The following is a 25,258-nucleotide window of genomic DNA, read 5'->3' as shown; positions in this document are numbered from 1 at the left end:
CCTCGGCTTTGACCAGGTGGAATTGCGCTGACGATAGCACAACAAGAAAAGGCGGACCCTGGCGTCCGCCTTTTGCTGACTCCTAACTCCTGACTCCTGTTTCAAAATGCTCTCGATGTTTTCAACAAATTGGATCTGCTCTGCCGTCGCGCTATACTGCGACGGCCGCTCGCGTATGGAGTATCGAGTTCGGTCGAATCCTGGCTGGTCGCTTTTCCATACGTTGCACGTAGATGTCGATCGCGAGTAATCGGGCAGCGGTCAGCGGACGTACTCGATGCCGTATTGATGCTTGCCTTCTTTTCCTTCCAGGACTCTGGCGATGCGGCCGGGGACGAAGACCTCGGCGGCGCCCCCGCCGATATAGGGCACGGCGATCTCCACCCAACAAAATCTGCGATAGATCCGCTTGCTCTCAAAGCGGATGCCTCCGCGCGACATGTCCAGCACTTGGACGACGTCCGGGTCGCTGCCCGGCTGGCGCACGCATGCGGTCTTGCGCATGTCCGTACGGGCGAAGCGCCGCTGGTTTTTCCGGGGGACGGGAGCCGGGGGCGGAGCCGGCGCCGCCTCCGCCTCTGGCGAAGGCGGCTGGTTTTCGTCCTCGAGTTCTTGAAGCGGCTCTTCGAAGTCCTGCGGCACTTCCTTCCACAGCGTCCAGGTGCGGCATTGGTCGCAGCTTCGGCCGAGGTTGTGATTCGCGTCGAAGACGTCCATCTCCGTCTCAGAAAGGCAAACCACCTCGCGCGTTGCGCAACTGATGCACTGCAGGCACACTCTGCCCAGCGCCTGGTCCGCCTCCGACGGTTTGGGAAAGCGGACTCCCCACATTTCCACCGTGGGGTCGAGCAGCGCCACACCGTAGATATGACTGTCGAGCTGGATTCCGAGCTGTCCCACGACTCGGGCTTCCGCTTCCTGCTGGGTGGCGGCGCACTTGATGAAGACGGTCTGTTCCGGGCCCAGCACCCGCGTAAGAGCAATGGTGGCCCCGCTGCGGCTGACCAGGAGCGTGCGCGCGTTCTCCACAAAGTGGCGTCCCCCGGCGATGTCCCTTCCGGAGACGACAATGGGAAAAGAAAGGGAGACCCGGTCGCTGTTACGGCGTTTCCCAGCGCGTGAGGTCTTTGAGGGTTCCGGAGTCTTGGGCATAAGCCAAAATCGAGTCTGGATTGCGACAGCGCCCAATTACGTTACTTGAAACCGCCGAAGACAACAATCGGCAGCTGGCTGCCAGCTACGCAGGACACTCGCCGGCGGGACTGACGGCGGCATCTTCGGCCCGCTTTGGGAAAAGGAAGATCCGGCGATCCGCCCGGATCCGGCGCGTGAAGCTGCGTCGCCGCGAATACAGCAAACAGCAAGCTCGTCCCCTAAGAGCCGGCCGGTTTCTCGGAAGGCAGATCAGAAGGCAGATCGGAATCGGACGCCGGATCGTAGGCCAGATCGTACGCCAGATCGGAAGGAGGGGCCTCCCCGGTTTCGGCGAAGAGTTGCTTGTCCTTCTTTCGCTGCTGCTGGCGCTCCAGCTTGGCCCGCCGCTTCTCCTTGCGGGCCTGCTCTTTCTGGCGCTTGGCGAAGCTTGGACGACTCGACATAAATCCCTCCAGTGCGGCGCCGGGAACGGGCGCGACTTGCCTCACTACAACAGTTTAACGTGAAGGCTACTAGCGACGATCGCGTCCCCCGAACTTGGGGCCGCCGCGTCCGCCACCGCCGCCTTCTTTCCGCGGACGGGCTTCGTTCACTGTCAAGGGACGGCCGCCCACATCGGCGCCGCTCAGCGCGGTGATTGCTTTTTCGGCGTCGGCGTCGTTGGGCATCTCCACGAACGCGAAGCCGCGCGAACGGCCCGTATCCGGCTCGGTGATGATGCTTACACTTTCCACCGGCCCGTGCGCTTCGAACATCCCGCGAAGCTCGGCCTCGGTGGCGCTGAATGCCAGATTCCCAACATAGATCTTCTTCATATCACTCTCCTGTTGTCTGCCGTTCTCCTGCGCCGCCGGCCCCTTGCGGGGCTCCCACGGGTGCATCCAAAACCCTGCTGAGCATCGCCTGCACTCTGCCCAGGAAATCCTCCGGACCCTCTCCCGCCAGGATCACGCCGCCATCCAGGAAGACCGGGCAGAGGTATTGCGACTGGGCCAGCAAGTAACCGACGCGCTGCGCCGGCATGGAGTCGCGAATGCCCGGGCAAGCCTTGAAGGCCCGGTCGGCGGTTTCGCTCAAAGCCAGCAGCACCAAGTCTGGACGGTTGGCGTGCCAGCGCAGGCAGGCTTCCGTGGTGTCGCGGACGGATTCAACCTCGTAGCCATGCGTGCTGAGCATGACAGCGCGCGTGTCGCGCAACTGCTGGTTGTCGTCCACGAGAAGGATTTTTACCCCCGCGCTATCGTTTTGCGATTCTCGAATCACAGAGCCTCCTTGGACTGAACTGTTCTCGCCGGACTGCATCCGAAAAGGACAGTTCCAGCCGCTGCTGCGGCGTCAAGGTCCTGGACCCGGAATGGCAACTTGCTCGAAGGATAAAGATTGGGTTGTTGCGGCCTGCCCCCGAGCGGCGTAGGTCTGATTGCGCAAGAACCCGGCATGATACGTGGCGGAAGGATGCGAAACTAGACCCTTTCAGTATACGCGAAAACCGCGGCCGCTGCTGGCTTCTTCTCGAAAGTGGGATTCCCGCCTCTACTCGCCGGCGGGCGTGGCCACCGGGACCGCATTCTTCCGCGGGCGGCGGTTGGACTGCAGGACCCGCTTGCGCAGGCGCAGCGAGCGGGGCGTGACCTCCACGTACTCGTCCTCGGCGATGAACTCGATGGCCTGTTCCAGGTTGAGCGCCCGGAAGGGAACCAGGCGGATGGCGTCGTCGGCACTGGAGGCGCGCATGTTGGTGAGCTTTTTCTCGCGGACGCAATTCACGTCCAGGTCGTTGTCGCGGGCGTTCTCGCCGATGATCATGCCCTCGTAGACCTCCGTGCCCGGCCCCGTGAAGAGCTCGCCGCGCTCCTGCAGAGCCCAAAGCGCGTAGGCGGTGGTCGAGCCGGGGCGGTCGGAGACCAGCGCGCCCGTCAGGCGATGCGGGATCTCGCCCTGCCACTCGGTGTAGCCGTCGAACAGGGAGTTCATCACGATGGTGCCGCGGGTATCGGTAAGCACCTCGCTGCGCAGTCCGATCAGGCCGCGGCTGGGCACGCGGAATTCCAGACGCACCCGCCCATAGCCGTGGTTGTGCATCTTCTGCATCTCGGCTTTGCGCATCCCCAGCTTCTCCATGACCACCCCGATGAACTCTTCCGGGACGTCCACGGTGAGCCGCTCCACCGGCTCCATCACCTTGCCGTTGACCGTCTTGGTGACAATCTCGGGCTTGCCCACCATCAGCTCGTAGCCTTCGCGCCGCATCATCTCCAGCAGGATGGAGAGTTGCAGCTCGCCGCGGCCCATCACCGTGTACGTGTCCGGCCCGCCGGTCTCTTCCACCTTGATGGAGACGTTGGTGAGCAGCTCCTTCTCCAACCGCTCGCGCAGGTGGCGCGAGGTGACGTATTGCCCGTCGCGCCCGGCGAAGGGTGAGGTGTTCACCGTGAACTGCATGGCGATGGTGGGCTCGTCGATCACGGTGCGGGGCAGGGGCGCGGGCGCTTCCGCGCTGGTGATGGTCTCGCCGATGGTGATGCCGGTGACGCCGGCGATGGCCACAATGTCGCCCAGTTCGGTCTGCTCGATGTCCACCCGCTTCAGCCCGCTGAAGGAAAAGAGCTTGGTGATACGGACTTTCTCCAGCGAACCGTCCAGCTTGGCGATGCCCACTTCGTCGCCAGTGCGCAGCGTCCCGTTGAAGACGCGGGCCAGCGCCAGCCGCCCCAGGTAGTCGCTGTAATCGAGGTTGGCCACCAGGATCTGCAACGGGGCGGCGGGGTCGCCGGAGGGCGCGGGCATGGTGCTGACGATGGCGTCGAAGAGCGGGCGCAGGTCGCGGCCCGTCCCCGCCGCTTCCGCCGACGCCGTCCCCAGCCGTGCGTTGGTGTAGAGCACGGGGAAATCCAGCTGGTCCTCGGCGGCGTCCAGGTCGATGAACAGGTCGTAGATCTCGTTCAGCACTTCCTGGGGACGCGCATCGGGGCGGTCGATCTTGTTGATCACCACGATGGGCGGCAGCTTGGATTCGAGCGCCTTGCTCAGTACGTAGCGCGTCTGCGGCAGCGGCCCTTCGCTGGCGTCCACCAGCAACATGACGCCATCCACCATGTTCAGCGCGCGCTCCACCTCGCCCCCGAAGTCGCTGTGCCCGGGCGTGTCCACGATGTTGATCTTGGTCTCGTGATAGAAGACGGCCGTGTTCTTGGCCAGGATGGTGATGCCGCGCTCCCGCTCCAACTCGTTCGAATCCATCACCCGGTCCACCAGCTCCTGGTTGGCGCGGAAGACGCCGCTCTGGCGCAGCATGGCGTCCACCAGCGTGGTCTTGCCGTGGTCCACGTGGGCGATGATTGCGATGTTCCGGATGTTGCTCAAATGACGTCCTTTGGCGGTGTCTCTGCCGCAGCGCCTCAAAGCGCCCTACTAGCAGATTAACAGGAGATGGCGCGGGACGGGGGCCGGGCGGTTGAGAATCAGGGTGGTCCCAAGAGCCCCCCCCCGCCGGTGGTATCATCTGGCCGCTTTGAAGATAGAGAAGCCCAAAAGCCTGGCAAACGAATTCTGGGGCGGCCTGGCGGCCATGCTGGTGGCCCTGCCTTCGGCCATCGCCTTCGGCGTGACCATCTTCTCGCCGCTGGGCGCCGCCTATGTCGCCGTGGGCGCTCTGGCCGGCATTCTGGGGACCTTCGCTCTCGGCCTGGTGGCTCCGGCCTTCGGCGGCACCAACCGGCTGATCACCGCGCCCTGCGCTCCGGCGGCGGCGGTGCTCTCCGCCTTCGCCATCGGGTTGATGCAGAAGGGCGTGACGCCGGAGTCGGCGTTGCTCATGATCGCCCTGGTCAGCCTGATGTGCGGCCTGCTGCAGATCACCTTCGGATTGGTGGGCCTGGGCCGGCTCATCAAGTACATGCCCTTTCCCGTGGTGAGCGGCTACCTGAGCGGCGTAGGCCTGATCATCATCATCAGCCAGGTACCCAAGTTCCTGGGCGTCCCTAAGAACACGCACTTTTGGGAATCGCTGCGCTCGCCGTGGTTGTGGCAATGGCAGGGAATCGTGGTGGGCGGAGTCACGGTGCTGGTAATGCTGTTCGCATCGAAAGTGACCAAGGCGGTACCGGCCGCCATCCTGGGACTGGCTTCGGGCGTGCTCGCCTACTTCGCGCTTTCTCTCCACTATCCCGCGCTGCTGGAGCTGACGGGAAACAAGCTGGTCATCGGCCAACTGGGCGGCTCGGGCAGTGGCGGCTTCTTCCAGGCCATGGTGGGACGCTGGAAGGCCGTCGGCTCGCTGGACCCCGGGCTGCTGTGGGCGCTGATTACGCCGGCGCTGACTCTGGCCGTGCTGCTTTCCATCGACACGCTCAAGACCTGCGTGGTGCTGGACGCTTTGACTCGCAGCCGCCACAACTCCAACCGCGAACTCATCGGGCAGGGCCTGGGCAACCTGGCCTCCACCGCCGTGGGCGGCATGCCCGGCGCCGGACAGATGGGCGCCACTCTGGTCAACATCTCCAGCGGCGGGCAGACGCGCGTCTCCGGGCTGATCGAGGGCGCGCTGGCGCTGGTCGCCTTCCTGATTCTGTCAAAGTTCATCGCCTGGGTGCCCATCGCCGGGCTGGCCGGGATCCTGATCGTGGTGGGCTTCCGCATGTTCGACCGCCACAGCCTGAGCCTTCTCAAGTCGCGCTCCACCATCCTCGACTTCGTGGTCATCGTGGTGGTGGTGGCGGTGGCGGAAACGGTCAGCCTGATCGCGGCCTCGGCGGTGGGCATCGCCCTGGCCATCATGCTCTTCATTCGCGAGCAGGTGGGCGGAGCGGTGGTCCGCCGCAAGACGTACGGCAACCAGATGTTCTCCAAGCAGGTCCGCCTGCCCGAGGAGATGGAGATCCTGACCAAGCGCGGCGAGCAAGCCGTCATCTTTGAGCTGCAGGGCAGCCTGTTCTTCGGCACCACCGACCAGCTCTACACCGCGCTCGAGCCCGACCTGAAGACCCGCAAATTCGTTGTGCTGGACATGCGCCGGGTGCAGTCGGTGGACTTCACCGCCGCCCACATGCTGGAGCAGGTGCAGGGCATGCTGGCCGAGCGCGACGCCTTCCTCATCTTCAGCCAGCTTCCGCGCGCCGCCCCCAGCGGCCAGGACATGAAGCGCTACTTCCTCACCCTGGGGCTGGTGCGCTCCGAGCGCCACGTCCGCGGCTTCCGCGAGCTGGACGCGGCCCTGGAGTGGGTGGAAGACCAGCTGCTGCAGGAAGACCGCGTGGAGCGGGCGGCGGAGAAGCCGCTCGAGCTCCACGAGATCGAAGTGTTCAAGGGGCGCAAGGAAGATACGCTGACGGAACTCGAGGCCTGCGTGGCGCGTCGCTCGGTGAAGGAAGGCGAGTTTGTTTTCCACCTTGGCGAGACGGGCGACGAGATGTTCCTCATCCGCCGCGGCGCGGTGCGCATCATGCTGCCCATCGTGGGCAAGCACAGCCACCACCTGGCCACCTTCGGCCGCGGCAACTTCTTCGGCGAGATGACCTTCCTCGACCGCGTGCCGCGCTCCGCCGACGCCGTCGCCGGCACCGATACCGACCTGTTCGTGCTCTCTCGCGCGCGCTTCGACGGCCTCGCCGACCACCACAAGCGCCTGGGCATGCAACTGCTGGAAGGCCTCGCCAAAGCGCTGGCCATTCGCTTGCGCCATACCAACACCGAGCTGCGCACCCTGGAAGACAGCTGAGCCTGGGCGGGAAGTGACCTACCCGGAAGCCCAGTTGCGCCGCTCCACGATCAGCGGAGGCTCGTAGGTGCGGCCGGCGGCGAGCCGCCGCGCCTCGCGCCGCGAGGTCCAGAGCAGCACGGGGCCCAGGACACGGGCGGCCCAGCGCGTGGTCCAGCCAAACTCCTGCTCCACCTGCAAGCGCAGGCGGCGGACCTGCGCGCTGACCGTCTGGTTGGTGTGCTTCAGCCGCCGCTCCATGGCCCACAACGCCGCGCTATAGCTGCCCTTGAGCTGCCGGACCTCCCATTCAAAACGCCGCCGCACGCGCAGGTCAGGAGAATCCTTGTAGCGCTTCCAGCCTTGCAGCAGGGTCTGGCACATGCGGTAGAGGCTGGGGCCGTTGCGCTCGAAGTCCTGCAGGAAGGCCCAGTCGAGAAACTTCTTGGACTGGTCGCGCGAGATGGCAGCATGGCGAAAGTTGAACTTGTACTGGCCGTGGATGTCCGCCAAATCCACCTCATCGAGCAGGCGCCCTTGTTCCTTCATTTCCTGATGCAGGGGTGTGCCGGGAACCGGGGTGTAGAGCATGAACTGGTGGAAATCGGAGGCGTGCGACACCGCATACTCGATCTCCTGCGGGATGTTCTCCGGCGTGTGGTGCTCCAGGCCCACGATGGTGGAGCCCAGCACCCGGATCCCGTGCTGCTGGAGTTCCCGCACCAGGGTCCGGGTATCGACGTCCTTCAACTTGGCATAGCTGGCGTGCGGGGACTCCAGGCCCAGCCACAGCCAGGCGACGCCCAGCTCCACCAGCTCCTGCATGCTGTAGCTGCGGACGGCATGGGCGGACGAGAACACATACAGGGCCCAGCTTTTGCCGGCTTGCTTCATGAGTTCCAGCAAGCGCAGGGCCCGCTTGCGCTGCAGCAGGAAGTTTTCATCCATCACGAAAAAGGAGCGGACCTTCAGGCGGGCCTCCAGCTCGCACATCACCGCGAACAGCTCGTCTCCGGTCTCGTAGAAGTTGATGAACTTGCCCTTCCCTCCGAAGAACGAAGAGGTGGTGCAAAAGTTGCACCCCATGGGGCAGCCGACCGAGGGCACCAGAGTGGCCGCGGTGCCGCCTCTTGGTTGCGGCAAGCGCAACCCCATGGCCCGCACGCCGAAGGCGGAGACGATTGCGGGATGGCGGATGGGCGCCTGGGGATCCTCGCCCAGGTAGAGCCGCATCCAGCGGATGCCCTCGCCGCGGACGATGTGGTCCGCATCCAGCAGATGCTCGATCCCAGGGATGGCGGCCACGTGTCCGCCCACCACGATCACCGAATCCGGCGACCACTGCCGCACCATGCGGCACATCTTGCGCACCTTCCCCAGGTTGGTGATGATCGAGGAAATGCCCACCACGTCGTAATGCTCGCGGGTCAACTCGCGCTGGAAGCGCTTTCGGGTGGGAAAGTCCAGCAGGGTGCAGGGAGCGGAGATGTTTTGCTGGATCAGCATGATGCCCCAGGAGCGGTGGAACATGCGCAGCGAGAATTCGCCCTGCGCCCGCGTCACCTGGTTATGGAAGAGCTCCATGGGGTTGAGGGAGCGGCTGCCGAAGCGGTCGTCGCGGGCGTACGGTCCGAAGACCGAGGTCAACAATACCCGCGCCCGCGTTCCCTTGGGATGAGTTTCCATGCTCCTTGGATTGTAGCCGCCAGCCGGGAGATAAAAGCCGAAGACCGCTGTATGTCACATAGCTTGGTGACGTTTGGATTTAGGGACACGCCCGCGAGGCCAAGGGACAAAAGGCCGGTAGGCCGCCCCCGTCCGGCCTACTTCAAGCGGTTGGGGCGGTCGGGGACGGGCGAGGCGTCGTGCGCCTCGAAGGCGGGTTCTTCCTCCTCCACGGGAAGGCCCTGTAGGATGCGGACGCAGCGGTTCCAGCGCAGGATGGCGTCGTCGTTGCCCGCGGGCGCGATCTTCTCCGCATCCTCAAAGCACTTCATGGCCTTCTCAAACCACGGCACTAGCGATTGCGGCGGACGTCCGGTGCGCAACTGCGCCTTGGCCCGGCGCTCGTAGAGCAGCCCGGCGCAGTAGGCGCGCTCGAAGGGATCGGTGAGCTTCTGGAAGATGCCCTCCACTTCGACGTCGCGGTCGGAGGCGTGCCCGGTGAACTGGTCGGTGATGGAAAGCCCCAGCAGGCGCAGCGCCGTCTGGTTCTCCGGGTCCACCGCCAGGATGTCGTGGCAGATGGATTCCGACTCCTCCGGCTCGTTGAGGTTGCGGTAGAGCTGCACCTTGGAGAGGGCTTCGGGAATGGCGGATTTGGAGATGGTCCTAAGCTTGAATTCCATTGGGCCTCCTAAATCGTCCAAAGAAGATATCCTGCGGCCGCCGTCCCCAAAATCGCGCTTCCATAGCAGCCGGCGAAGATGACTTCGTTCAAGTGTTTGATCTGCAATCCGTCATACAGCGTGAAACGGAAGCGGTGCGCCCAGTGGAAGAGCGGCAAGGAGCACAGCACGAACAAGTACAGCCGCACCAGAGGGAGCCGCACCACGTCCATCAGGGTGCCGTAGGTGGGCTCCTGCAGCCATCCCAGAGGGAAGGCCAGCGCGAACAGGAACAGATGCACGGGGATCAGGATCGCCGCCACCGTGCCGCCGGCACTGAACAGGCCCCAGAAGAAAGCGTCATTGGAGGTCTTGGGCATCTATCTCCTCAGCAGGAACCAGGCCACTACGGCCGAGGCGGCGATCCAGGCGGCGTAGTTGGGCGCGGCCACCGCCCACTCCGGCACGCGCTTTCCTCCCATCCGCACCGCCATGGCCTTGGGCGCGGCGTTGAACCAGGTGTAGGTGTGGAAGACCACAAATAGGAATGCTGCCGAGTTGAGCGCGATCACCGCAGGCTGCCGCAGCCACTCCTGCAGCTCTGCGTACACTTGCGCACCCTGGCCCAGCGCGTAGACCTGCGCCAGCGTCAGGGCGACGAAGAACGCCACCGCCAGGCTGCTCAGCTCCCGCAGGATGAACCGCACGTATGGCCAACTCCCCAGCCACCAGTAGGTCGAGACCCGTTTGCGATACCACCGCGGATGGTATTCGGTGTAGTGCGGCAGCGGATTGGATGGATCCGGATTCATGTTCTGTCGTCGGTCTTTGGTCTTGCCTTGTTGGCCCCTGTCTCTTTACTCTTGCATTTTTAATTTTGCATTTTGCATTAGGTTCCTGGTTTCAGCAGCGACTTCACCCAGTGCACCGCCGCCTTCAGCTTGTACTGCTGAATGGCGCCCGCCGGGTCCACATGCTTGGGACAGACGCTGGTGCACTCGCCCACGAAGGTGCATCCCCATATGCCGTCGGGATGGGCGAGCGTTAGCATGCGCTCCTCCGCGCCCTGGTCGCGCGAATCCAGGTTGTAGCGCTGGGCCAGCGCCAGCGCCGCCGGGCCGATGAACTCCGAATCCAGCCCATACACCGGGCAGGCGGCGTAGCACAGCGTGCAGTTGATGCACATGCTGAATTGCTTGTAGGTGTCGAGCTGCTCCGGCGTCTGCAGGTACTCGCCCTCGGCCAGCGGCTTCTCCGTCCGACGGATCAGCCAGGGCTTGGCCCGCTTCAGCTTGCTCATGAAGTCGGAGATCTCGGTCACCAGGTCGCGCACCACCGGGAAGTAGCGCAGCGGCTCCACCCGCACCGCCTTGCCTTCATACTTGTGCAGGAAGGTGGCGCAGGTGAGCTTGGGTTCGCCATTCACCATCATCCCGCAACTGCCGCATACGCCCATGCGGCACGACCAGCGGAAGGTGAGCGAGCCGTCCACTTTGTCCTTGATGTAGTTGAGCGCGTCCAGGATCACCCACTCCGGCCGCAGCGGGACCTCGAAGCGCTCGAGCGCGGGCTTCTGGTCCCGCTCCGGCGAGTACCTGGTGACTTCGAGGGTGATGGTCTCCGCCATGCTTTATCCCTTCTTGGACTCCCCGGCCGGCTGGCCGTACACGCGCTCTCCCGGCGGCCAGCGCGTGATCTTCACTGGAAGATACTCTACTCGCGCCGAGCCATCCGGATTTCGCGAAACCAGGGAGTGGGCCAAAAACTTCTGGTCGTCGCGCTGCGGGAAATCCGTCCGCTGGTGGGCGCCGCGAGATTCGGTACGCTGCAACGCGCACTGCACGATGGATTCGGCCACGTCCAGCATGAATCCCAGCTCCAGAGCCGACGTCAGATCGGTGTTGAAGGTGCGGCTGTGGTCGTCGAGCGCCAGGTTGACGGAGCGCTCCTGCAGCGCGCGCAGCTTCGTCGCCGCTTCCACCAGCGACGATTCGGTGCGATAGATGCCCGCACCCGCTTCGATCGCCTTCTGCATCTCCTCGCGGACGGTGGAGAGGCGCTCTTTGCCGCTGCTCTTGCCCAGAAAGTCCTCTTCCAGCCGGCGTTTTTCGTCCCGCGCCTGCGTCAGCACCGCGCCATTCGGCTCCGCCTGGCTGGAGGCGAAGGCCGCGGCCGCCCGCCCGGCGCGCGCGCCGAACACCAGCAGTTCCGGCAGGGAATTCGAGCCCAGACGATTCGCTCCGTTGATCGAGACGCAGGCCACCTCGCCCGCCGCATACAGTCCCGCCAGCGGCGTGGCCCCGTGAATGTCGGTCGAGACTCCGCCCATCATGTAGTGGACGACCGGGCGCACCGGGATCATCTCTTTCACCGGATCGATGTTCTCGTACTTCAGGCACAGCTCGCGGACAAATGGCAAGCGGCTGTTGATGAGCTTTTCGCCCAGGTGGCGCAGGTCGAGGTGCACGTAGTCGCCGTACGGGCCTTTGAGCGTTCGTCCCTTCTCCATCTCATGGACGAAGGCCTGCGACAGCCGGTCGCGCGGGCCCAGCTCCATCGAGCGCAGCACCGGCTTGGCCTGCGGCGTCCCCAGGTTGTAGTCCTGCAGGTAGCGGTAGCCGTCCTTGTTCACCATGTAGCCGCCCTCGGAGCGCGAAGCCTCAGTAATAAGGATGCCGGTGAAGGGTAGGCCGGTGGGGTGGTACTGCATGAACTCCATGTCTTTCAGCGGCGCGCCCGCGCGGTAGGCCAGCGCCATGCCGTCGCCGTTCTTGATGTTGGCGTTGGTGGTGAAAGGGAAGACGCGTCCGCATCCGCCGGTGCACAGGATCACGGCCTTGGCCAGGATGGCCTGGATGCGTCCGGTCGAAAGCTCTATCGCCACCACGCCCTGCACGCGGCCGTCGTCCACCAGAAGTTTGGTGACGAACCACTCGTCGTAGCGGAGGATGGGGTCGTACTTGAGCGTGGTCTGGAAGAGCGCGTGCAGCATGTGGAAGCCCGTCTTGTCGGCGGCGAACCAGGTGCGCATCTTCTTCATGCCGCCGAAGGCGCGCACCGCGATGTAGCCGTCGGGCTCGCGGCTCCAGGGGCAGCCCCAGTGCTCCAGCTGCAGTAATTCCTGCGGCGCTTCCCGGACGAAGGCCTCCACCGCATCTTGATCGCTGAGCCAGTCGCCCCCGGAAATGGTGTCGTAGGCGTGCTCGTCCAGGCTGTCGTCAGGCTTGATCACGCCCGCCGCGCCACCCTCCGCCGAGACCGTGTGGCTGCGCATGGGATAGACCTTCGACACCACCGCCACGCTCAGCTTGGGGTTGACTTCAGCAACGGCGATGGCCGCGCGCAGTCCCGCGCCCCCGCCGCCTACCAGCAGAACATCGTGGAAAGAGGTGTCCAAAGGCCTCCCCGCCCCAAAGTGCGGGCCATTTTGTACCAAGGGCTGCGGAGAGGCAAACGGTTTCTCCAAGTAGCGCCGGCGTTCCCGCGGGCAACTGTGCCGCTCGCCCTCCTCCCTTTGTGCAACCTTGGTGTCCTTTGTGTTGAGCTTCCGAGAAAAGCCGACCACAAAGGAATACGAAGGATTCACGAAGGCTTTGATTCCATCCGTCTCAACAGCCGGTTGAGAATCGCCCTCATCAGGACGAGCGCGGCCAGGTTCACCGCCCCGAGTCCGATATAGAAGACCCAGGGGCCGGGAAAGTACGCCGCCGCCGGCTCCCAGGGTCCGTGCGAGAGATTGACGTTCAGCGCCGCTGGCGTCAGCCAGTAGCTGATGGGCAACATCACCGGCAGGATCAGCCAGGAGTCCAGCACGGTCACCTGCGGAAGCTCGCGCCCGCGCAGATACGCCCCGCCCGCGACCAACGGCAGCACGTGCACCCACGCCGAAGCCGCCGAGAACCACTGCTTGGCCGCCACCAGCAGCAGGAATCCCGGAAATCCCAGCGCCGCGTGGAAGAGGAATCCGGCAGCCACCAGCCGCCGCGAGCCCAAAATCAAGCCGAGGCCGACCAGCGCCGTGGCCGCGTGGCACGACCACAGCATCTCCGGCACGAGCGGCCCCCGCGACGCGGCGTAGAGCGCCAGCGTGACGAGGATCCCCCAGCCCAGCCAGCGATAGTGGTGGTCGGTCACAGCGACATCTTATGCGAGGAGGGCGGGCGGCAACCGCAGAGGCCGCGGAGAGATTCCGCAGTGGCCGCGGCGGAGTAAGATTATCTGAAAGCGAGTTCCCTTGGGAGCCGCCATGCCCACCCTGCGAGAGATCGTCCACCAGCACGTGCGCCAGGCCGAGCCGCGCCTCTACGAAAAGCTCGACCGCAACCGCCTGCGCTGCTACTCCTGCGGACACTGCTGTCCCATCCCCGAAGGCCAGGCCGGGGTCTGCAAGGTGCGCTACAACCGCGGCGGGACGCTCTACGTCCCCTGGGGATACGTGGGCGGCGTGCAGTGCGATCCGGTGGAAAAGAAGCCCTTCTTCCACGCCTATCCTGGGGCGCTGGCCTACAGCTTCGGCATGCTGGGCTGCGACCTGCACTGCTCCTACTGCCAGAACTGGGTGACCTCGCAGGCGCTGCGCGATCCCGAAGCCGTCTCGCTGCCGCTCGCCGTCACGCCCCAAGACTTGGTGAAAGACGCGCTGCGCCAGAAGGCGCGGCTGGTGGTCAGCACCTACAATGAGCCGCTCATCACCAGCGAATGGGCGGTAGCCATCTTCAAGGAAGCGCGCGCCGCGGGCCTCGTGACTGGATTCGTCTCGAACGGCAACGGCACGCCGCAGGTGCTGGAGTTCCTGCGCCCCTGGATCGATCTCTACAAGGTGGACCTGAAGAGCTTCGACGAACGCCACTACCACGAACTGGGCGGGCGGCTGCAGCCGATTCTCGACACCATCCGCCGCCTGCATGAGATGGATTTCTGGGTGGAGGTCGTCACCCTCGTCATCCCCGGCTTCAACGACTCCGACGACGAGCTCACCCGCCTGGCGGAATTCCTGGCCGGCGTCTCGCCGGACATCCCCTGGCACGTGACCGCCTTCCACAAGGACTACAAGATGACCGACCCGCAGAACACCAGCGTGGAGACTCTTCTCCGCGCCGCCGAGATCGGGCGCAAGGCCGGGCTGCGCTATGTGTATGCCGGGAACCTGCCGGGCCGGGTCGGCGACCTGGAGAACACGCGCTGCCACAACTGCCACACGCTGCTCATCGAGCGCTACGGATACTTCATCAGCGGCTACCACCTGACCGCGGAGGGCGCCTGCCCCAAGTGCGGAACCAAGATCCCCGGACGCTGGGCGCGCCAGTTCCAGGGACAGATCACCGACCGCCCGTTTTTGCCGCGCAGCCGGTCGCTGATTTCCATCCTGTCGTCTTGAAGTTGCTCGCGGAGGAGACCGGTGCTCAGCGTCCCGGCTTGTGCTTCTTGTACAGTCGCTCGGCCTTGGCGGCGAGGATGAAGTCGCTCTCGGTGAGCCCGTCGACCTTGTGCGTCCACACGGTGACGCCCACTTTTCCCCAGGCCAGGAAGATGTCCGGGTGGTGTCCCTGCTCTTCGGCGATGGCGCCCAGACGGTCCACGTAGGCGAGCGCCGTGCGGAAGTCGGGGAAGTCGTAGCTGCGGGTGAGGTGGTGCTGCTTCACCACCTTCCATTCCGGCAGCATCTTGCTCAGGTCGCGAAGCAGCTTGCCTTTCAGCGCCGGGATGCCGCCGCGGCAGGGAACACAGGTCTTGCGTGCGAGGTCGGTCATGGCTCTCAAGCATACCAGCACCCGCGGAAGTTTACAGAAGGCGCTCGTTTTCCCGCTTGAGTTGTGCTACAAACTCCGTTCCGTCCATGCTGGCTTCCCCGCAAGAAGCCAAAGTTTGGTACGGTTAAGCGGGACAGTCAAGCGGGACCCTCGCATCGCCCCTTCAGTACCTAATGACTCTTGGCAGAAAACTCGCGCGCCTGGCCGGACTAGTTTCGAGCCTCGCCCTGCTGGCCGGGAGCGCCGTTTCCGCCAACCCGCCCAAGCGCGACCGCTACGGCGGCGTGAAAGAGCGCGTAGCCGAGGGCTCGGGATACTTCCGCACCCTGAAGGTAGGCAACCGCTGGATGCTGGTGACCCCCGACGGCAATCCCTTCTGGATGGCGGGCGTCTATGTAGTGGACTACCGCGACGGCGGCAAGACCGCCGCTGCCTCCTTCGCCTCCCGCTACGGCGGCGATTGGGAAAAGTTTTCCACCCGCGCCGTGCGCCGGCTGCGCGCCTGGGGATTCAACACTCTGGGCGAGTACTCCGCCACCCATACGCTGCCCGTGCCCACGCGCTGCAACCCGCGCGGCAACAAGGAGAAGATGCCCTTCGTGCGCATCCTGCATCCTTCCTGGTACAGCGCGGTGAACCTGTGGAAGCTGGCGCCGGGGCCGGTGAAGACGCTGGTCATCGGCGGCGTGGATCCCAACATCTATAAGGGGCCCGTGGGCCACCTGCCGGACGTCTTCGACCCGAACTTCGAAGCCTACGCCCTCGCCCTGGCCGCCGATCCGCGCGTGGAGGACAACGGCTGCCCCGCGGGAGAAGAACTCGAGGGCCCGCAGAAGGGCGCGCCGCGCAGCATCCAGCATCCCACTCTGGCCGAGACTCCCTGGCTCATCGGCACCGCCATGGACGACTCCGACCACCTCTTCGGCTTCGGCCCCGGCCCGGGATCCCCGGGACGCGACCGCGTCCTCGATCCCCACATCGGATGGATCGTCGCCGTCACCCGTCCCACCCAGCAGCACAACTACGAGATCGGGAAGCCCTTCGGCCTGAAGCGCGAGGTCGAGTACGCCAACCAGGCCGTGTACTCCAAGTTCGCCTGGCGCGATTTCCTGCGCGGCAAGTACGGCAGCCTGGAGAACCTGAACGCGGCCTGGGGCTCGCACTACAGCACATGGGAGTCCGATGGCGGCTGGCCCGAGGGCCACGGCCTGCTGGACGAGAACGGCCGCCACCCCTGGATCGGCCGTGACTCCGAGCGGCTTTCGGACACCGCCCCGCCCGTGGCCGCCGATATGGACGCCTTCCTCGAGCGCTTCGCCGACCGCTACTTCGCCGTGGTGGCCGCCGCCATCCGCACCGCCACGCCCAACCATCTGGTGCTCAGCCCTTCCATGCTGAACGCGCATCGCGGGCTCAGCCGCCGCCAGATCCTGCGCGCCGCCGGCCGCTACTGCGACCTCATCCAGGTGCATCAGGACCCGGACACTCCCGCGCTTATCGGCGTCACCTATCAGGAGGCGAAGAAGCCGCTCATCAGTTGGGTGGGCATCGCCGCCCGCGCCGATTCCGCCGTGGATACACCCAGCGACCAGGGCGAGGTCAAGACCCAGGGCGAGCGCGGCGTCCGCTACCAGCAGTTGGTCGAGACCCTGTTCTCCTACCACGTGCCCGACGGCCCCTATCCCATGGTGGGCCTGGACTGGTGGGAGTACATGGACAAGGTGGACGAGCACGTCAACTGGGGCTTGGTCACGCCGCAGGAGAACGCCTACGACGGCAACGAGGCCGTCATCCGCCGCGGCACCGACCGCTGGGGCTACTCGACCGGCGGCGAGGAGCGCAACTATGGCGACTTCCTCTCCAGCGCCACCAACGCCAACCTCGAAGTCATCCGCAAGCTCCAGGACGAGGCCAAGAAGGAAAAGAAGCGGCGGTAAGACCTCACCGCGGAGACGCGGAGGCGCGGAGGAACCTCGGCTGGTTGATCCCTTCGCCACAGGTCCTGATTCGCCGAGGGAATCGCGTCCCCGCGCCCGCGGCACTATAATCTTCGCCCGATGACGATAGCGGCGGGAACGCGGCTGGGCCACTACGAGATCGTCTCGCCCGCCGGCATAGGCGGGATGGGCGAGGTGTACCGCGCGCTCGACACCCGCCTGGACCGCACCGTCGCCCTGAAAGTCCTGCGCACCCAGCACACCGGCGACCCGCTGTTGCGCAAGCGCTTCGAGCGCGAGGCGCGCGCCATCTCCAAGCTCTCCCATCCCAACATCTGCACCCTGCTGGACGTGGGCTCGGAGGGCGGCGTGGACTTCCTGGTGATGGAATACCTGGAAGGCGAGACCCTGGCGCAGCGCCTGATCCGCGGACCCATGGGCCTGGAGCGCTCGCTTGAGATCGCCGCCGAAGTCGCCGAGGCGCTGGACAAGGCGCACCGCCTGAGCATCGTCCATCGCGACCTGAAGCCGCAGAACATCATGCTGACGGAATCCGGCGTGAAGCTGCTGGACTTTGGCCTAGCGCGCAGCCTGGAGCCGGACGCGCAGGGCGCCCCGCGCGACACGCAATCCATCCTCACCACGCCGGGGATGCTGATCGGGACGGTGGACTACATGTCGCCGGAGCAGGTGCGCGCGCAGGCTGCTGACGCCCGCTCCGACATCTGGAGCCTGGGCGTGGTGCTCTACCAGATGCTCACCGGCAGGCTGGCCTTCCGGGGGACGACCTCGAGCGACGTGATCTCCTCCATCCTGCTGCACGAGCCGCCGCCCATGGCCGCGCCCGGGCAGTTGCCCGAGGGATTGGACGCGCTGGTGCGCCGCGCCTTGTCCAAAGACGCAGGAGCCCGGCCGCAGAGCGCGGCCGACTTCCTGCGCGAGCTGAAGCAGATCCAGAGTGGTTTGCAGGGCGGCTTGCAGGGCGGTTTGCGGGGTGGTTTGCAAGGGAAGCAGGGCTCGAGCGGATTCACGCCTCTGCCTGCGCCGCCTTCGAGCGCTGTCGCGCCCGGGCGGGCCTCCAGCGTGATCGCGCCCGCGCCGCCGACCTCGGGATGGACGGACGTCCTTTCGCGTTGGGCGGGCGAGTACTGGTGGATGCTGCCGCTCGGGGCCGTGGCGGCGCTGGCGGTGGTCGCCCACCGGCTCTCGGCTGCGGCGGGGATGGCGCTGTTCCTGGCGAGCGCCCTAGTGATTACTTTGTGGCGCACGCTGCGCCAGGGAGATTCCATCGCCGTCCTGCCCTTCGAATACGTCACGCACGACGCCGGGCTGCTCGCCGATCCCTACCATGAGTACCTGGGCGACGGGCTGACGGAGAGCATCATCAACAGCCTCTCTCATTTTCCCAAGCTGAAGGTGATCTCGCGCAGCTCGGTGTTCCGCTACAAGGGCCGGAGCGTGGACGCGCGCAAGGTGGGGCGCGAGCTGGGCGTGCGCAAGGTGCTGACCGGACGCATCCTGCAGCGCGGCAACCTGCTCTCCATCAGCGTGGAGCTGGAGAGCGCGCAGGACAACCAGCACATCTGGGGCGAGCAGTACGAGCGCAAGCTCTCCCACCTGATGCACGTGCCGCGCGAGCTGGCCGACGAGATCGCGCGCAACATGCGCTCCCAGTGGGGACGGCGCGCGACGCGCGACCGGTCGTATCCGGTCAACGCCGAAGCCTACCAGGAATACCTGAAGGGCCGCTACTTCTGGAACAAGCGCACCGGCAGCGACATCCGCAAAGCCATCGAGCACTTTCGGGCGGCCATTCGGCTGGATGCGGACTACGCCCTGGCCTACGTGGGCGTGGCCGAGGCCTACCTCATCCTCGGGTACTACACCAGCACACCCACGAGCGAGGCCTATGCCGAGGCCAAGCAGGCGGTCCTGAAGGCGCTGGAGCTCGACCCCAACCTGGCCGAGGCGCATGCGGCAATGGCGGCCGTCAAGGCGGGAGACGGTTGGGACCTGGAGGGCGCGCTGGAGGAGTTCGCTCAGGCCGTGCGCCTAAAGCCGAACTACGCTACCGCGCGCCAGTGGTACGCCGAGCACCTGATGTGCGCGGGCCGGGAGGGGCAGGCCATCGAGGAGGAGCGCCGCGCCCTGGAGCTCGATCCGCTTTCGCTGGGCATCAATGCCTCGGTGGGAATGGTGCTGGGGCAGGCGCGGCGATATGAGGAGGCCGCAGCCCAACTGCGGAAAACCCTGGAGATCGACAAGAACTTCGGGCTGGCTCATCGCCTGCTGGGAGACGTCCACGTGGAGCAAGGCCGGTTCGAGGCGGCCATCGAAGAGCACGGCCTGGCGGCGGTGCTGGGAGGCGAGCCCGCGGAGTCGGCGGAAGCGCGGTCAGCCGCGCTGCGCAACGCCTTCCGCCAGGGAGGAGCGGCCGCCTACTGGCGCAAGCGCCTGGAGCTGGCCACCGGCGCCGCCGAGCCTTCTCCGTACGAGCTGGCCATGCTGCACGCGCGGCTGGGAGAGACCGAGCCGGCGATCGAGTGTTTGCAGCAAGCGTTCGAGCGGCGGGACTACAACCTGTTCTACCTGGGCACCAGCCCGGCGTTCGATCCCATGCGCGGCTACCCGGTTGTGGCCGACTTGATGAAGCGCGTCGGGCTGACCAGGTAGGCGCGCTCCTCGGCGCTTCCCGCAAGAGAATCGCAGTTAGGGGTTGCGCAACCGCGGTTCCTGGAGAAGAATAGCGGCGTCACACTAGCTGCAAGGAGGAAGAATGGCCATCGGCAAGAAGAGAAAGCGCAAGAAGCCCCCCAAGCCCAAGAAGAAGGGCGCGAAGAAGAAAAAGAAGTAGTCCTCGCGGGCGAGGGCGCCGGCCCTCGAGGTTCGGCAGCCGGCGTCACTCGCCTTCCAGGTCCTGAGTCTCCAGCAAGGTCTCCGCCAGCCAACGCAGTCGGGCCACCGGCACAGTGAGGCGCAGGCGGCGCAGGCCGCGCAACGCTTCGAGCGCCTGGAAAATGTGTCGCTCGGCCTCCCGCCGGCAGGCGGCCAGAGCTCCGCAGCGGCGCAGGATCCCCGCCGCGCGGCGCACATCGCGCCCCTCCGGCCGCGTCTTCCGGTAAAGACCGCGCAGGAAGGCCGCATCGCGCGCGTCCGCCAGCTCGAGCGCCAGGATTATCGGCAGGCGCATCCGCCGGTTCCGCAAGTCCGTGGCAAAGTCTTTGCCGGTCTGGGCGGAGGGCTGGACGTCCACGATGTCGTCGGTGATGAACAGCGCCATGCCGTAGTGATAGCCGTAGCGTCCGAGGCGCGCCACCTCCCGCGGTCCTTTTCCCGCCAGCAGCGCGCCGCACCTGGCCGCGTTGGCGAAGTAATTGCCCACTCCCAGAGCGATAGTGCGGTCGTACTCCCGCCGCGGCATCTTCAGATTGCCGCTGTTGTGGACGTCCAGATACTGGCCGCGGTAGAGGTCGAGCGTGATCTGGTTGAAGATCTCCGCGACTTCCAGCTTGTTGCGGAATGCGCCACGCTCCAGCTCCTGGCCCAGCACCTTCCCGGCGACCGACTGCATGAGCACCGTGGCCAGGATGGCGTCGCTGACGCCATAGCGGACGTGCACGGCGGGCTGGCGGTAGCGCGTGTGCGCGTCGTCGAAGATGTCGTCGGTCACAAAGCCCGAGGACTGCAGCAGATGCACCGCAGCCGCCAGCCGGCGCACCCGGCGCGCGTCGGCTTCCTTGCGGCAGAAGCTGTAGGTGAAGACGAAGGGATATTCCGAGGCGACCTGCTTGCGCAGGATGAAGCGCATCAGCTCCGCGATGCCGGGATCCTGCCGGCGGAACTCGCGGCGCAGGAGTTGCCGGGAGAGGCGGTGCGCCGCACGGAAGGTGCGGTCGAAGGCGGAGAGATGGTTGTGGGCTGCGGGCATGGGCATCGCAGGATACTAAATCGGGAGGGGACCGCGGAAACTAGGAGCGCCTGGCGGCGCTGTAGCCCATCTGCTGGGAGATCTTGCGTGCGGCCTCGCGCACCAGCTCCGCCACCTTGGGGACGCTGCTTTTCGCCAGCTGCGCGAGGGTTCCCGTCAGCCCCACGCTGGCCTCCACCTCACCCAGAGTGTTGAAGACGGGAGCGGCCACGCAGCGCACGCCCAGGCTGTTCTCCTCTTCGTCCACGGCGTAGCCCTGGTGGCGGACCTTCTCCAGCTCGCGCGCGAGGCGCGAGGCCACGGTGATGGTCTGGGGAGTGCGCTTGGCGAGGCCGCGGGTCTTCAGGATGCCTTCCAGTTCCTCGGCGGGCAAGTAGGCGGCCAGCGCCTTGCCCACGCTGGTGGAGTGCAGGTCCATGCGGCGGCCCACCCAGGTGTTCATCTTGATGAAGCCGGGGGCGTCCACCTTCTCGATGTAGACGGCTTGGCCCTGGTCGACGACGGCGAGATGCGCGGTGAGCTGGCTGGTCTCCACCAGTTGGCGGAGGATGGGCAGCGCGACCTGGCGGAAGTCGAGGTCGGCGAGGGCCAGGTGGCTCAAGCTCAGGACCTTGAGGCCCAGGCGGTACTTGCCGCTCTCGCGCTCGCGGCGCAGGTAGCCGCCGCGCTCCAGGGTGCGCAGCAGATAGCTGGCTGAGCTCTTAGGGATGCGCAGCTTGCGGCTGATCTCGGCGTTGGTCATGCCCGAGCGCTGGGCGGTGGTTTCGAGGATGGCGAGAGCCCGCTCCACGGCGGTGGAGGGACGGTCGTCGGCGGCCTTGGTGCGGGGCAAGGGAAGTCCTTAGATTTGAATTTCTGTTCATTCTACTGAACACGGCGTTGACAGCCAAACCGAGCCGCCCTAAGGTGTGCGTAATTCGGAATCGCTGTTCATGATACTGAACAAGCGCCGGGGGGGTCTGGAGCTCGCCCGGCCGGGAAGAGCGGCTACTTCGCGCCGCCGTTCACGCTGGCGATGACGATCTTGCTGCCGCCCTCGTGTCCTTCGATGGTGATGGTGGTCCACTTCTCGTTTTTCCCAATCATGAGGGCGATGTGCGTGCCGCCGTCGTCGCTGTGCGAGGTGACGTTGGCGTTGGGGAACTGCTTGCGGTAGAAGTCCGCGACCTTCTCCGGCGGGTCATCGGATTCGAACAGCACGCTGGCGGTGCTCATGCCGCCCAGCTTGACGCTGGCGCCGCCGGGCAGGGCCTTGGCACCCGGGTAAACCTCGACGCCCATCTTCTCGGCGATCTTGGCGGAGTCTTCGTTGTTGGTCTCGACGGTGCCGAAGGGCGTCTCTACTTTGGCGCCCCCGGAGGTCGTCTCCACGTGGGTCTGCTTGGCGACGTAGTAGGCGCCGCCCACCACGACGGCGATGACCACGACAAACAGGAGCAACAAACCGCCCAGCACCAGCAGGATGACCTTGAGCGCGCTGCCGCTCTTTTGCGCTGGCGGGGCCGCGGCCGCTGTTTTCGCCGGAGCTCCTCCGCCCGCTGACTTGCCGCAAGAGGGACACACTTGCGCGGTTGCCTCCATCGGGGCTCTACAACTTGTGCAGAAGGGCATAAGTCACCTCAAGGGTGGGAAAACGCGAGTATAGCGCACATCCGGAGGCGCGCTTCAGGGCAGTTTGATCCAGGAGCGGCTGATGTAGTCGCCCATGGTCATGATCAGCAGGATGCCGAGCCAGAAGAATCCCGCCAGCACAGTCACCTTGGTGAGCTTGCTGCTGTAGCGCACGTGCATGAAGTAGAGGATGACCAGCAGCGCCTTGGTGGTGGCGATGGCCAGCGCGATCACCGGATTGAGAGCGACGTGCAGGCCCCAGAAGTGCGTATCCACGTCTTGGAAGGCGATCCAGACGGTGAGCAGGGTGAGCATCATCAGCGCGGCGAATATGCCGTAGTAGATTCGTCGGGAAACGATGTGTCCGGACACGGCTCTCCTCAGTAGTGATGGTAGCGGTCGACCAAATACAGCAGCGGGAACAGATAGATCCACACGATGTCCACGAAGTGCCAGTAGAGCCCGGTGAGCTCCACCGGACTGTTGTACTCGGGCGAGAAGCGCCCCTTCCAGGACTTCACCAGCAGCACGCCCAGGATGCCCAGCCCTATTACCATGTGCAGGGCGTGCATCCCGGTCATGGCGAAGTAGAGGGAGAAGAAAAGCTGCACGTTGTTCGCATCCACGCCCTGGAAGGCTTTGTCGTGGGGATCGAGCTGAAAAGCCGGGCCGGGGATGTGATGATTCTCGAATTTCTCGTGATACTCGGCCGCCTTCACGCCCAGGAAGCCCGCGCCCAGCAGCATGGTGAACCCCAAGAAGAGCACCAACAGCTTGCGGCGCCCGGTCTGCGCGGCGTGCACGGCCAGGGCCATGGTGAGGCTGCTGCCGATGAGGATGGCGGTGTTGATGGCGCCCCAGCGGATGTCCAGGGTGTTGCTACCGGCGGCGAAGGCGGGGAAGTACTTCAGCCGATACGCCAGATACACGGTGAACAGGCCGCCGAAGAACATGATCTCCTGCACCAGGAAGAGCCACATGCCCAGGGTGGTGGCGTCGTGCTGCTGCTCCATGGAGTCGAAGTGATGTTGCAGCCTGGGATGCGTGGCGGCTTCGGGGTTATGCGACAATGTCGCCCTCCTGGCCGCCGTGATAGGCGTACGCCTCCTCGACCACCACGGGCGGCTGGTCGAAGTTGAAGGTGGGCGGAGGCGAAGACGTCTCCCACTCCAGTCCCTTGGCTCCCCAGGGATTGGGTCCGGCCACCGGGCCGTAGCGCAGCGACCACAACAGATATACGAAGGGCAGCAGGTACCCCACCGCCAGAATGGAGGCCCCGGCGCTCGACATCACGTTCAGCACCTGGAACTCCTCGGGATAAGCGTGGTAGCGGCGCGGCATCCCCAGATAGCCGAGGACGAACTGGGGGAAGAAGGTGAGGTTGAATCCCACGAAGATGATGAGCGCGGCGAGCTTGGCGAAGCCTTCGGGATAGAGCCGGCCGCTGATCTTGGGCCACCAGAAGTGGAGGCCGCCGAGGTAGCCCATGACCACGCCGCCCACCATGATGTAGTGGAAGTGGGCGACGATGAAGTAGGTGTCGGTGACGTGCACGTCCACGCCCATCGAGGCCAGGAACAATCCCGTGAGCCCGCCGATGGTGAACAGCCCGATGAAGCCGAAGGCGTAGAGCATGGGCGTGTTGTAGGCGATCGAGCCCTTGTAGAGCGTGGCCGTCCAGTTGAAGACCTTGACCGCGGAGGGGATGGCCACCAGGAAGCTTAAGACGGAGAACACCATGGCGGCGTACACCGACATTCCGGAGACGAACATGTGGTGTCCCCAGACCAGGAATCCGAAGACGGCGATGGCCACGCTGGCGAAGGCGACGAAGGGATATCCGAAGATGCGCTTGCGGGCGAAGCAGGCCACCACCTCGCTGACCACGCCCATCGAGGGCAGGATCATGATGTATACGGCGGGGTGGGAGTAGAACCAGAACATGTGCTGGAAGAGGATGGGATCGCCGCCCAGGCGGGGATCGAAGATGCCGATGTGCAGGCCGCGCTCCAGCGCCACCATCACCAGGGTGATGGCGATCACCGGAGTCCCCAGCACCATGATGAGGCTGGCGGCGTAGTGCGCCCAGATGAACAGCGGCAGGCGGAACCAGGTCATCCCCGGGGCGCGCATGCGGTGGATGGTGACGATGAAGTTCAGCCCGGTGAGGATGGAGGAGAAGCCGGCGATCAGGATGCCCACCGCCGCAGGAATGACGTGGGTGTTGGAGAAGGTGGTGCTGAGCGGCGCGTAGAAGGTCCAGCCGGTGTCAATCCCGCCGGTGATGAGCGAGTAGAGCGTGATCGCTCCCCCGATCAGCAGCAGGTACCAACTGGCCAGGTTCAGCCGGGGGAAGGCCATGTCCTTGGCGCCGATCATCATGGGCACCAGGAAGTTCCCCAGCACGGCGGGCACCGAGGGGATGAGGAAGAAGAACACCATGATGATGCCGTGCATGGTGAAGATGCGGTTGTAGGCGTCAGAGCTGACCAGATCGCCGGCGGGTGTGAGCAGCTCCAGGCGGATGAGCATGGCCAGGAATCCGCCCACGGCGAAGAACAGCGTCACCGTCACCAGGTAGAGCAGCGCGATGCGCTTGTGGTCGGTGGTCAAAAGCCACGAGCGGATGCCGTAGTCGGCGTTGAGGTAGTGGGTGCGCGGTCCGGCAGCTTGGGGAGCGGCGCTCATTTTGTTTTCCTTGTCCCGGGTACGGCGGTGACCGGGGGCGCGGCCGGTGGCGCGGCGCCCGCCACCGGCGGCTTGGCTTCCAGTGACTTGATGTAGGCCAGCAGTTGCAGCAGTCCCTCTTCGCTGATCTGTCCCTGGAAGGTGGGCATGATGGGCTGGTAGCCGAA

Annotated in this window: 23 protein-coding genes; 4 read left to right on the top strand and 19 right to left on the bottom strand. The window is 65.3% G+C overall.

What is annotated here, in order from left to right:
- Window positions 1-261 precede the first annotated feature (261 nt).
- From VGQ94_06325 to typA, 5 genes are all read right to left on the bottom strand, one after another.
- Window positions 262-1,029 carry a PilZ domain-containing protein gene (locus tag VGQ94_06325; protein ID HEV2022128.1) on the bottom strand — a complete coding sequence of 256 codons (768 nt, stop codon included), beginning with the start codon at window positions 1,027-1,029 and terminating at the stop codon, window positions 262-264.
- A gap of 344 nt (window positions 1,030-1,373) precedes the next feature.
- Window positions 1,374-1,598: a hypothetical protein gene (locus VGQ94_06320; protein ID HEV2022127.1), complete on the bottom strand. Its 225-nt coding sequence runs from the start codon at window positions 1,596-1,598 to the stop codon at window positions 1,374-1,376.
- Window positions 1,599-1,667: 69 nt separating this feature from the next.
- Window positions 1,668-1,970, bottom strand: coding sequence for an RNA-binding protein (locus VGQ94_06315; protein ID HEV2022126.1), 303 nt, complete (start codon window positions 1,968-1,970; stop codon window positions 1,668-1,670).
- A 1-nt stretch (window position 1,971) separates the two neighbouring features.
- Window positions 1,972-2,418, bottom strand: a complete 447-nt coding sequence (locus VGQ94_06310) for a response regulator (protein HEV2022125.1) — start codon at window positions 2,416-2,418, stop codon at window positions 1,972-1,974.
- Between the two features lie 270 nt (window positions 2,419-2,688).
- Window positions 2,689-4,518: a translational GTPase TypA gene (gene typA / locus VGQ94_06305; GenBank protein ID HEV2022124.1), complete on the bottom strand. Its 1,830-nt coding sequence runs from the start codon at window positions 4,516-4,518 to the stop codon at window positions 2,689-2,691.
- A gap of 148 nt (window positions 4,519-4,666) precedes the next feature.
- On the opposite strand from typA, the gene VGQ94_06300 reads away from it, so the two are divergent.
- Complete coding sequence (locus VGQ94_06300; protein ID HEV2022123.1) at window positions 4,667-6,871, top strand: SulP family inorganic anion transporter; 2,205 nt, start codon at window positions 4,667-4,669, stop codon at window positions 6,869-6,871.
- A gap of 18 nt (window positions 6,872-6,889) precedes the next feature.
- Here the strand turns inward: VGQ94_06300 and VGQ94_06295 are convergent, their stop codons facing one another.
- The 7 genes from VGQ94_06295 to VGQ94_06265 all read right to left on the bottom strand — a co-directional run bounded on the left by VGQ94_06295 (window position 6,890) and on the right by VGQ94_06265 (window position 13,311).
- Window positions 6,890-8,536: a cobalamin-dependent protein gene (locus VGQ94_06295; protein HEV2022122.1), complete on the bottom strand. Its 1,647-nt coding sequence runs from the start codon at window positions 8,534-8,536 to the stop codon at window positions 6,890-6,892.
- Window positions 8,537-8,673: 137 nt separating this feature from the next.
- Window positions 8,674-9,198: a hypothetical protein gene (locus VGQ94_06290; GenBank protein HEV2022121.1), complete on the bottom strand. Its 525-nt coding sequence runs from the start codon at window positions 9,196-9,198 to the stop codon at window positions 8,674-8,676.
- Window positions 9,199-9,206: 8 nt separating this feature from the next.
- Window positions 9,207-9,557 carry a fumarate reductase subunit FrdD gene (frdD, locus tag VGQ94_06285; GenBank protein ID HEV2022120.1) on the bottom strand — a complete coding sequence of 117 codons (351 nt, stop codon included), beginning with the start codon at window positions 9,555-9,557 and terminating at the stop codon, window positions 9,207-9,209.
- Window positions 9,558-9,989 carry a hypothetical protein gene (locus tag VGQ94_06280; protein ID HEV2022119.1) on the bottom strand — a complete coding sequence of 144 codons (432 nt, stop codon included), beginning with the start codon at window positions 9,987-9,989 and terminating at the stop codon, window positions 9,558-9,560.
- A gap of 77 nt (window positions 9,990-10,066) precedes the next feature.
- Window positions 10,067-10,804, bottom strand: a complete 738-nt coding sequence (locus VGQ94_06275; GenBank protein ID HEV2022118.1) for a succinate dehydrogenase/fumarate reductase iron-sulfur subunit — start codon at window positions 10,802-10,804, stop codon at window positions 10,067-10,069.
- 3 nt (window positions 10,805-10,807) lie between these two features.
- Window positions 10,808-12,574, bottom strand: a complete 1,767-nt coding sequence (frdA, locus tag VGQ94_06270; protein ID HEV2022117.1) for a fumarate reductase (quinol) flavoprotein subunit — start codon at window positions 12,572-12,574, stop codon at window positions 10,808-10,810.
- Window positions 12,575-12,759: 185 nt separating this feature from the next.
- On the bottom strand, window positions 12,760-13,311 hold the full coding sequence (locus VGQ94_06265; protein ID HEV2022116.1) for a hypothetical protein: 552 nt from the start codon (window positions 13,309-13,311) through the stop codon (window positions 12,760-12,762).
- A gap of 112 nt (window positions 13,312-13,423) precedes the next feature.
- Between VGQ94_06265 and amrS the strand changes: the two genes are divergently transcribed.
- Window positions 13,424-14,554, top strand: coding sequence for an AmmeMemoRadiSam system radical SAM enzyme (gene amrS, locus VGQ94_06260; GenBank protein ID HEV2022115.1), 1,131 nt, complete (start codon window positions 13,424-13,426; stop codon window positions 14,552-14,554).
- 25 nt (window positions 14,555-14,579) lie between these two features.
- Here amrS and VGQ94_06255 read toward each other — a convergent pair whose 3' ends face one another.
- Window positions 14,580-14,927: a 4a-hydroxytetrahydrobiopterin dehydratase gene (locus VGQ94_06255; protein HEV2022114.1), complete on the bottom strand. Its 348-nt coding sequence runs from the start codon at window positions 14,925-14,927 to the stop codon at window positions 14,580-14,582.
- A gap of 173 nt (window positions 14,928-15,100) precedes the next feature.
- Here VGQ94_06255 and VGQ94_06250 point away from each other — a divergent pair, with 173 nt between their 5' ends.
- Both VGQ94_06250 and VGQ94_06245 read left to right on the top strand, forming a co-directional pair.
- Window positions 15,101-16,864 carry a hypothetical protein gene (locus VGQ94_06250; protein ID HEV2022113.1) on the top strand — a complete coding sequence of 588 codons (1,764 nt, stop codon included), beginning with the start codon at window positions 15,101-15,103 and terminating at the stop codon, window positions 16,862-16,864.
- Window positions 16,865-16,984: 120 nt separating this feature from the next.
- Window positions 16,985-19,537, top strand: a complete 2,553-nt coding sequence (locus tag VGQ94_06245; protein HEV2022112.1) for a protein kinase — start codon at window positions 16,985-16,987, stop codon at window positions 19,535-19,537.
- A 226-nt stretch (window positions 19,538-19,763) separates the two neighbouring features.
- Here VGQ94_06245 and VGQ94_06240 read toward each other — a convergent pair whose 3' ends face one another.
- The 6 genes from VGQ94_06240 to ctaD all read right to left on the bottom strand — a co-directional run bounded on the left by VGQ94_06240 (window position 19,764) and on the right by ctaD (window position 25,091).
- A complete protein-coding gene (locus VGQ94_06240) occupies window positions 19,764-20,798 on the bottom strand; it encodes a polyprenyl synthetase family protein (GenBank protein ID HEV2022111.1) in 1,035 nt (344 codons plus the stop codon).
- 34 nt (window positions 20,799-20,832) lie between these two features.
- Window positions 20,833-21,624 carry an IclR family transcriptional regulator gene (locus VGQ94_06235; GenBank protein ID HEV2022110.1) on the bottom strand — a complete coding sequence of 264 codons (792 nt, stop codon included), beginning with the start codon at window positions 21,622-21,624 and terminating at the stop codon, window positions 20,833-20,835.
- Between the two features lie 155 nt (window positions 21,625-21,779).
- Window positions 21,780-22,355, bottom strand: coding sequence for a hypothetical protein (locus VGQ94_06230; GenBank protein ID HEV2022109.1), 576 nt, complete (start codon window positions 22,353-22,355; stop codon window positions 21,780-21,782).
- Between the two features lie 102 nt (window positions 22,356-22,457).
- Entirely contained in the window at window positions 22,458-22,775 is a 318-nt protein-coding gene (locus tag VGQ94_06225; protein HEV2022108.1) for a cytochrome C oxidase subunit IV family protein, read from the bottom strand.
- A gap of 8 nt (window positions 22,776-22,783) precedes the next feature.
- The gene (locus VGQ94_06220) at window positions 22,784-23,473 is read right to left on the bottom strand and encodes a cytochrome c oxidase subunit 3 family protein (GenBank protein ID HEV2022107.1); all 690 of its coding nucleotides are present in this window, start codon (window positions 23,471-23,473) and stop codon (window positions 22,784-22,786) included.
- Window positions 23,463-25,091, bottom strand: coding sequence for a cytochrome c oxidase subunit I (gene ctaD / locus VGQ94_06215; protein ID HEV2022106.1), 1,629 nt, complete (start codon window positions 25,089-25,091; stop codon window positions 23,463-23,465). The genes VGQ94_06220 and ctaD overlap by 11 nt, the downstream gene beginning before the upstream one ends.
- Window positions 25,092-25,258 lie beyond the last annotated feature (167 nt).

The sequence above is a fragment of the Terriglobales bacterium genome (assembly GCA_035937135.1).
Lineage (GTDB): Bacteria > Acidobacteriota > Terriglobia > Terriglobales > Acidobacteriaceae > DASYVL01.
The sequence above is the reverse complement of the archived record's forward strand: the minus strand, read 5'-3'. Positions and strand labels throughout refer to the sequence as shown.

Excerpts from the sequence above, each read along its gene's own strand:
- VGQ94_06255 (HEV2022114.1), bottom strand. The coding sequence starts at position 14,927 with ATGACCGACCTCGCACGCAAGACCTGTGTTCCCTGCCGCGGCGGCATC.
- VGQ94_06290 (HEV2022121.1), bottom strand. The coding sequence starts at position 9,198 with ATGGAATTCAAGCTTAGGACCATCTCCAAATCCGCCATTCCCGAAGCC.
- VGQ94_06320 (HEV2022127.1), bottom strand. The coding sequence starts at position 1,598 with ATGTCGAGTCGTCCAAGCTTCGCCAAGCGCCAGAAAGAGCAGGCCCGC.
- ctaD (HEV2022106.1), bottom strand. The coding sequence starts at position 25,091 with ATGAGCGCCGCTCCCCAAGCTGCCGGACCGCGCACCCACTACCTCAAC.
- VGQ94_06240 (HEV2022111.1), bottom strand. The coding sequence starts at position 20,798 with ATGCCCATGCCCGCAGCCCACAACCATCTCTCCGCCTTCGACCGCACC.
- VGQ94_06245 (HEV2022112.1), top strand. The coding sequence starts at position 16,985 with ATGACGATAGCGGCGGGAACGCGGCTGGGCCACTACGAGATCGTCTCG.
- VGQ94_06275 (HEV2022118.1), bottom strand. The coding sequence starts at position 10,804 with ATGGCGGAGACCATCACCCTCGAAGTCACCAGGTACTCGCCGGAGCGG.
- VGQ94_06280 (HEV2022119.1), bottom strand. The coding sequence starts at position 9,989 with ATGAATCCGGATCCATCCAATCCGCTGCCGCACTACACCGAATACCAT.
- amrS (HEV2022115.1), top strand. The coding sequence starts at position 13,424 with ATGCCCACCCTGCGAGAGATCGTCCACCAGCACGTGCGCCAGGCCGAG.
- VGQ94_06250 (HEV2022113.1), top strand. The coding sequence starts at position 15,101 with ATGACTCTTGGCAGAAAACTCGCGCGCCTGGCCGGACTAGTTTCGAGC.
- VGQ94_06295 (HEV2022122.1), bottom strand. The coding sequence starts at position 8,536 with ATGGAAACTCATCCCAAGGGAACGCGGGCGCGGGTATTGTTGACCTCG.
- VGQ94_06315 (HEV2022126.1), bottom strand. The coding sequence starts at position 1,970 with ATGAAGAAGATCTATGTTGGGAATCTGGCATTCAGCGCCACCGAGGCC.
- frdD (HEV2022120.1), bottom strand. The coding sequence starts at position 9,557 with ATGCCCAAGACCTCCAATGACGCTTTCTTCTGGGGCCTGTTCAGTGCC.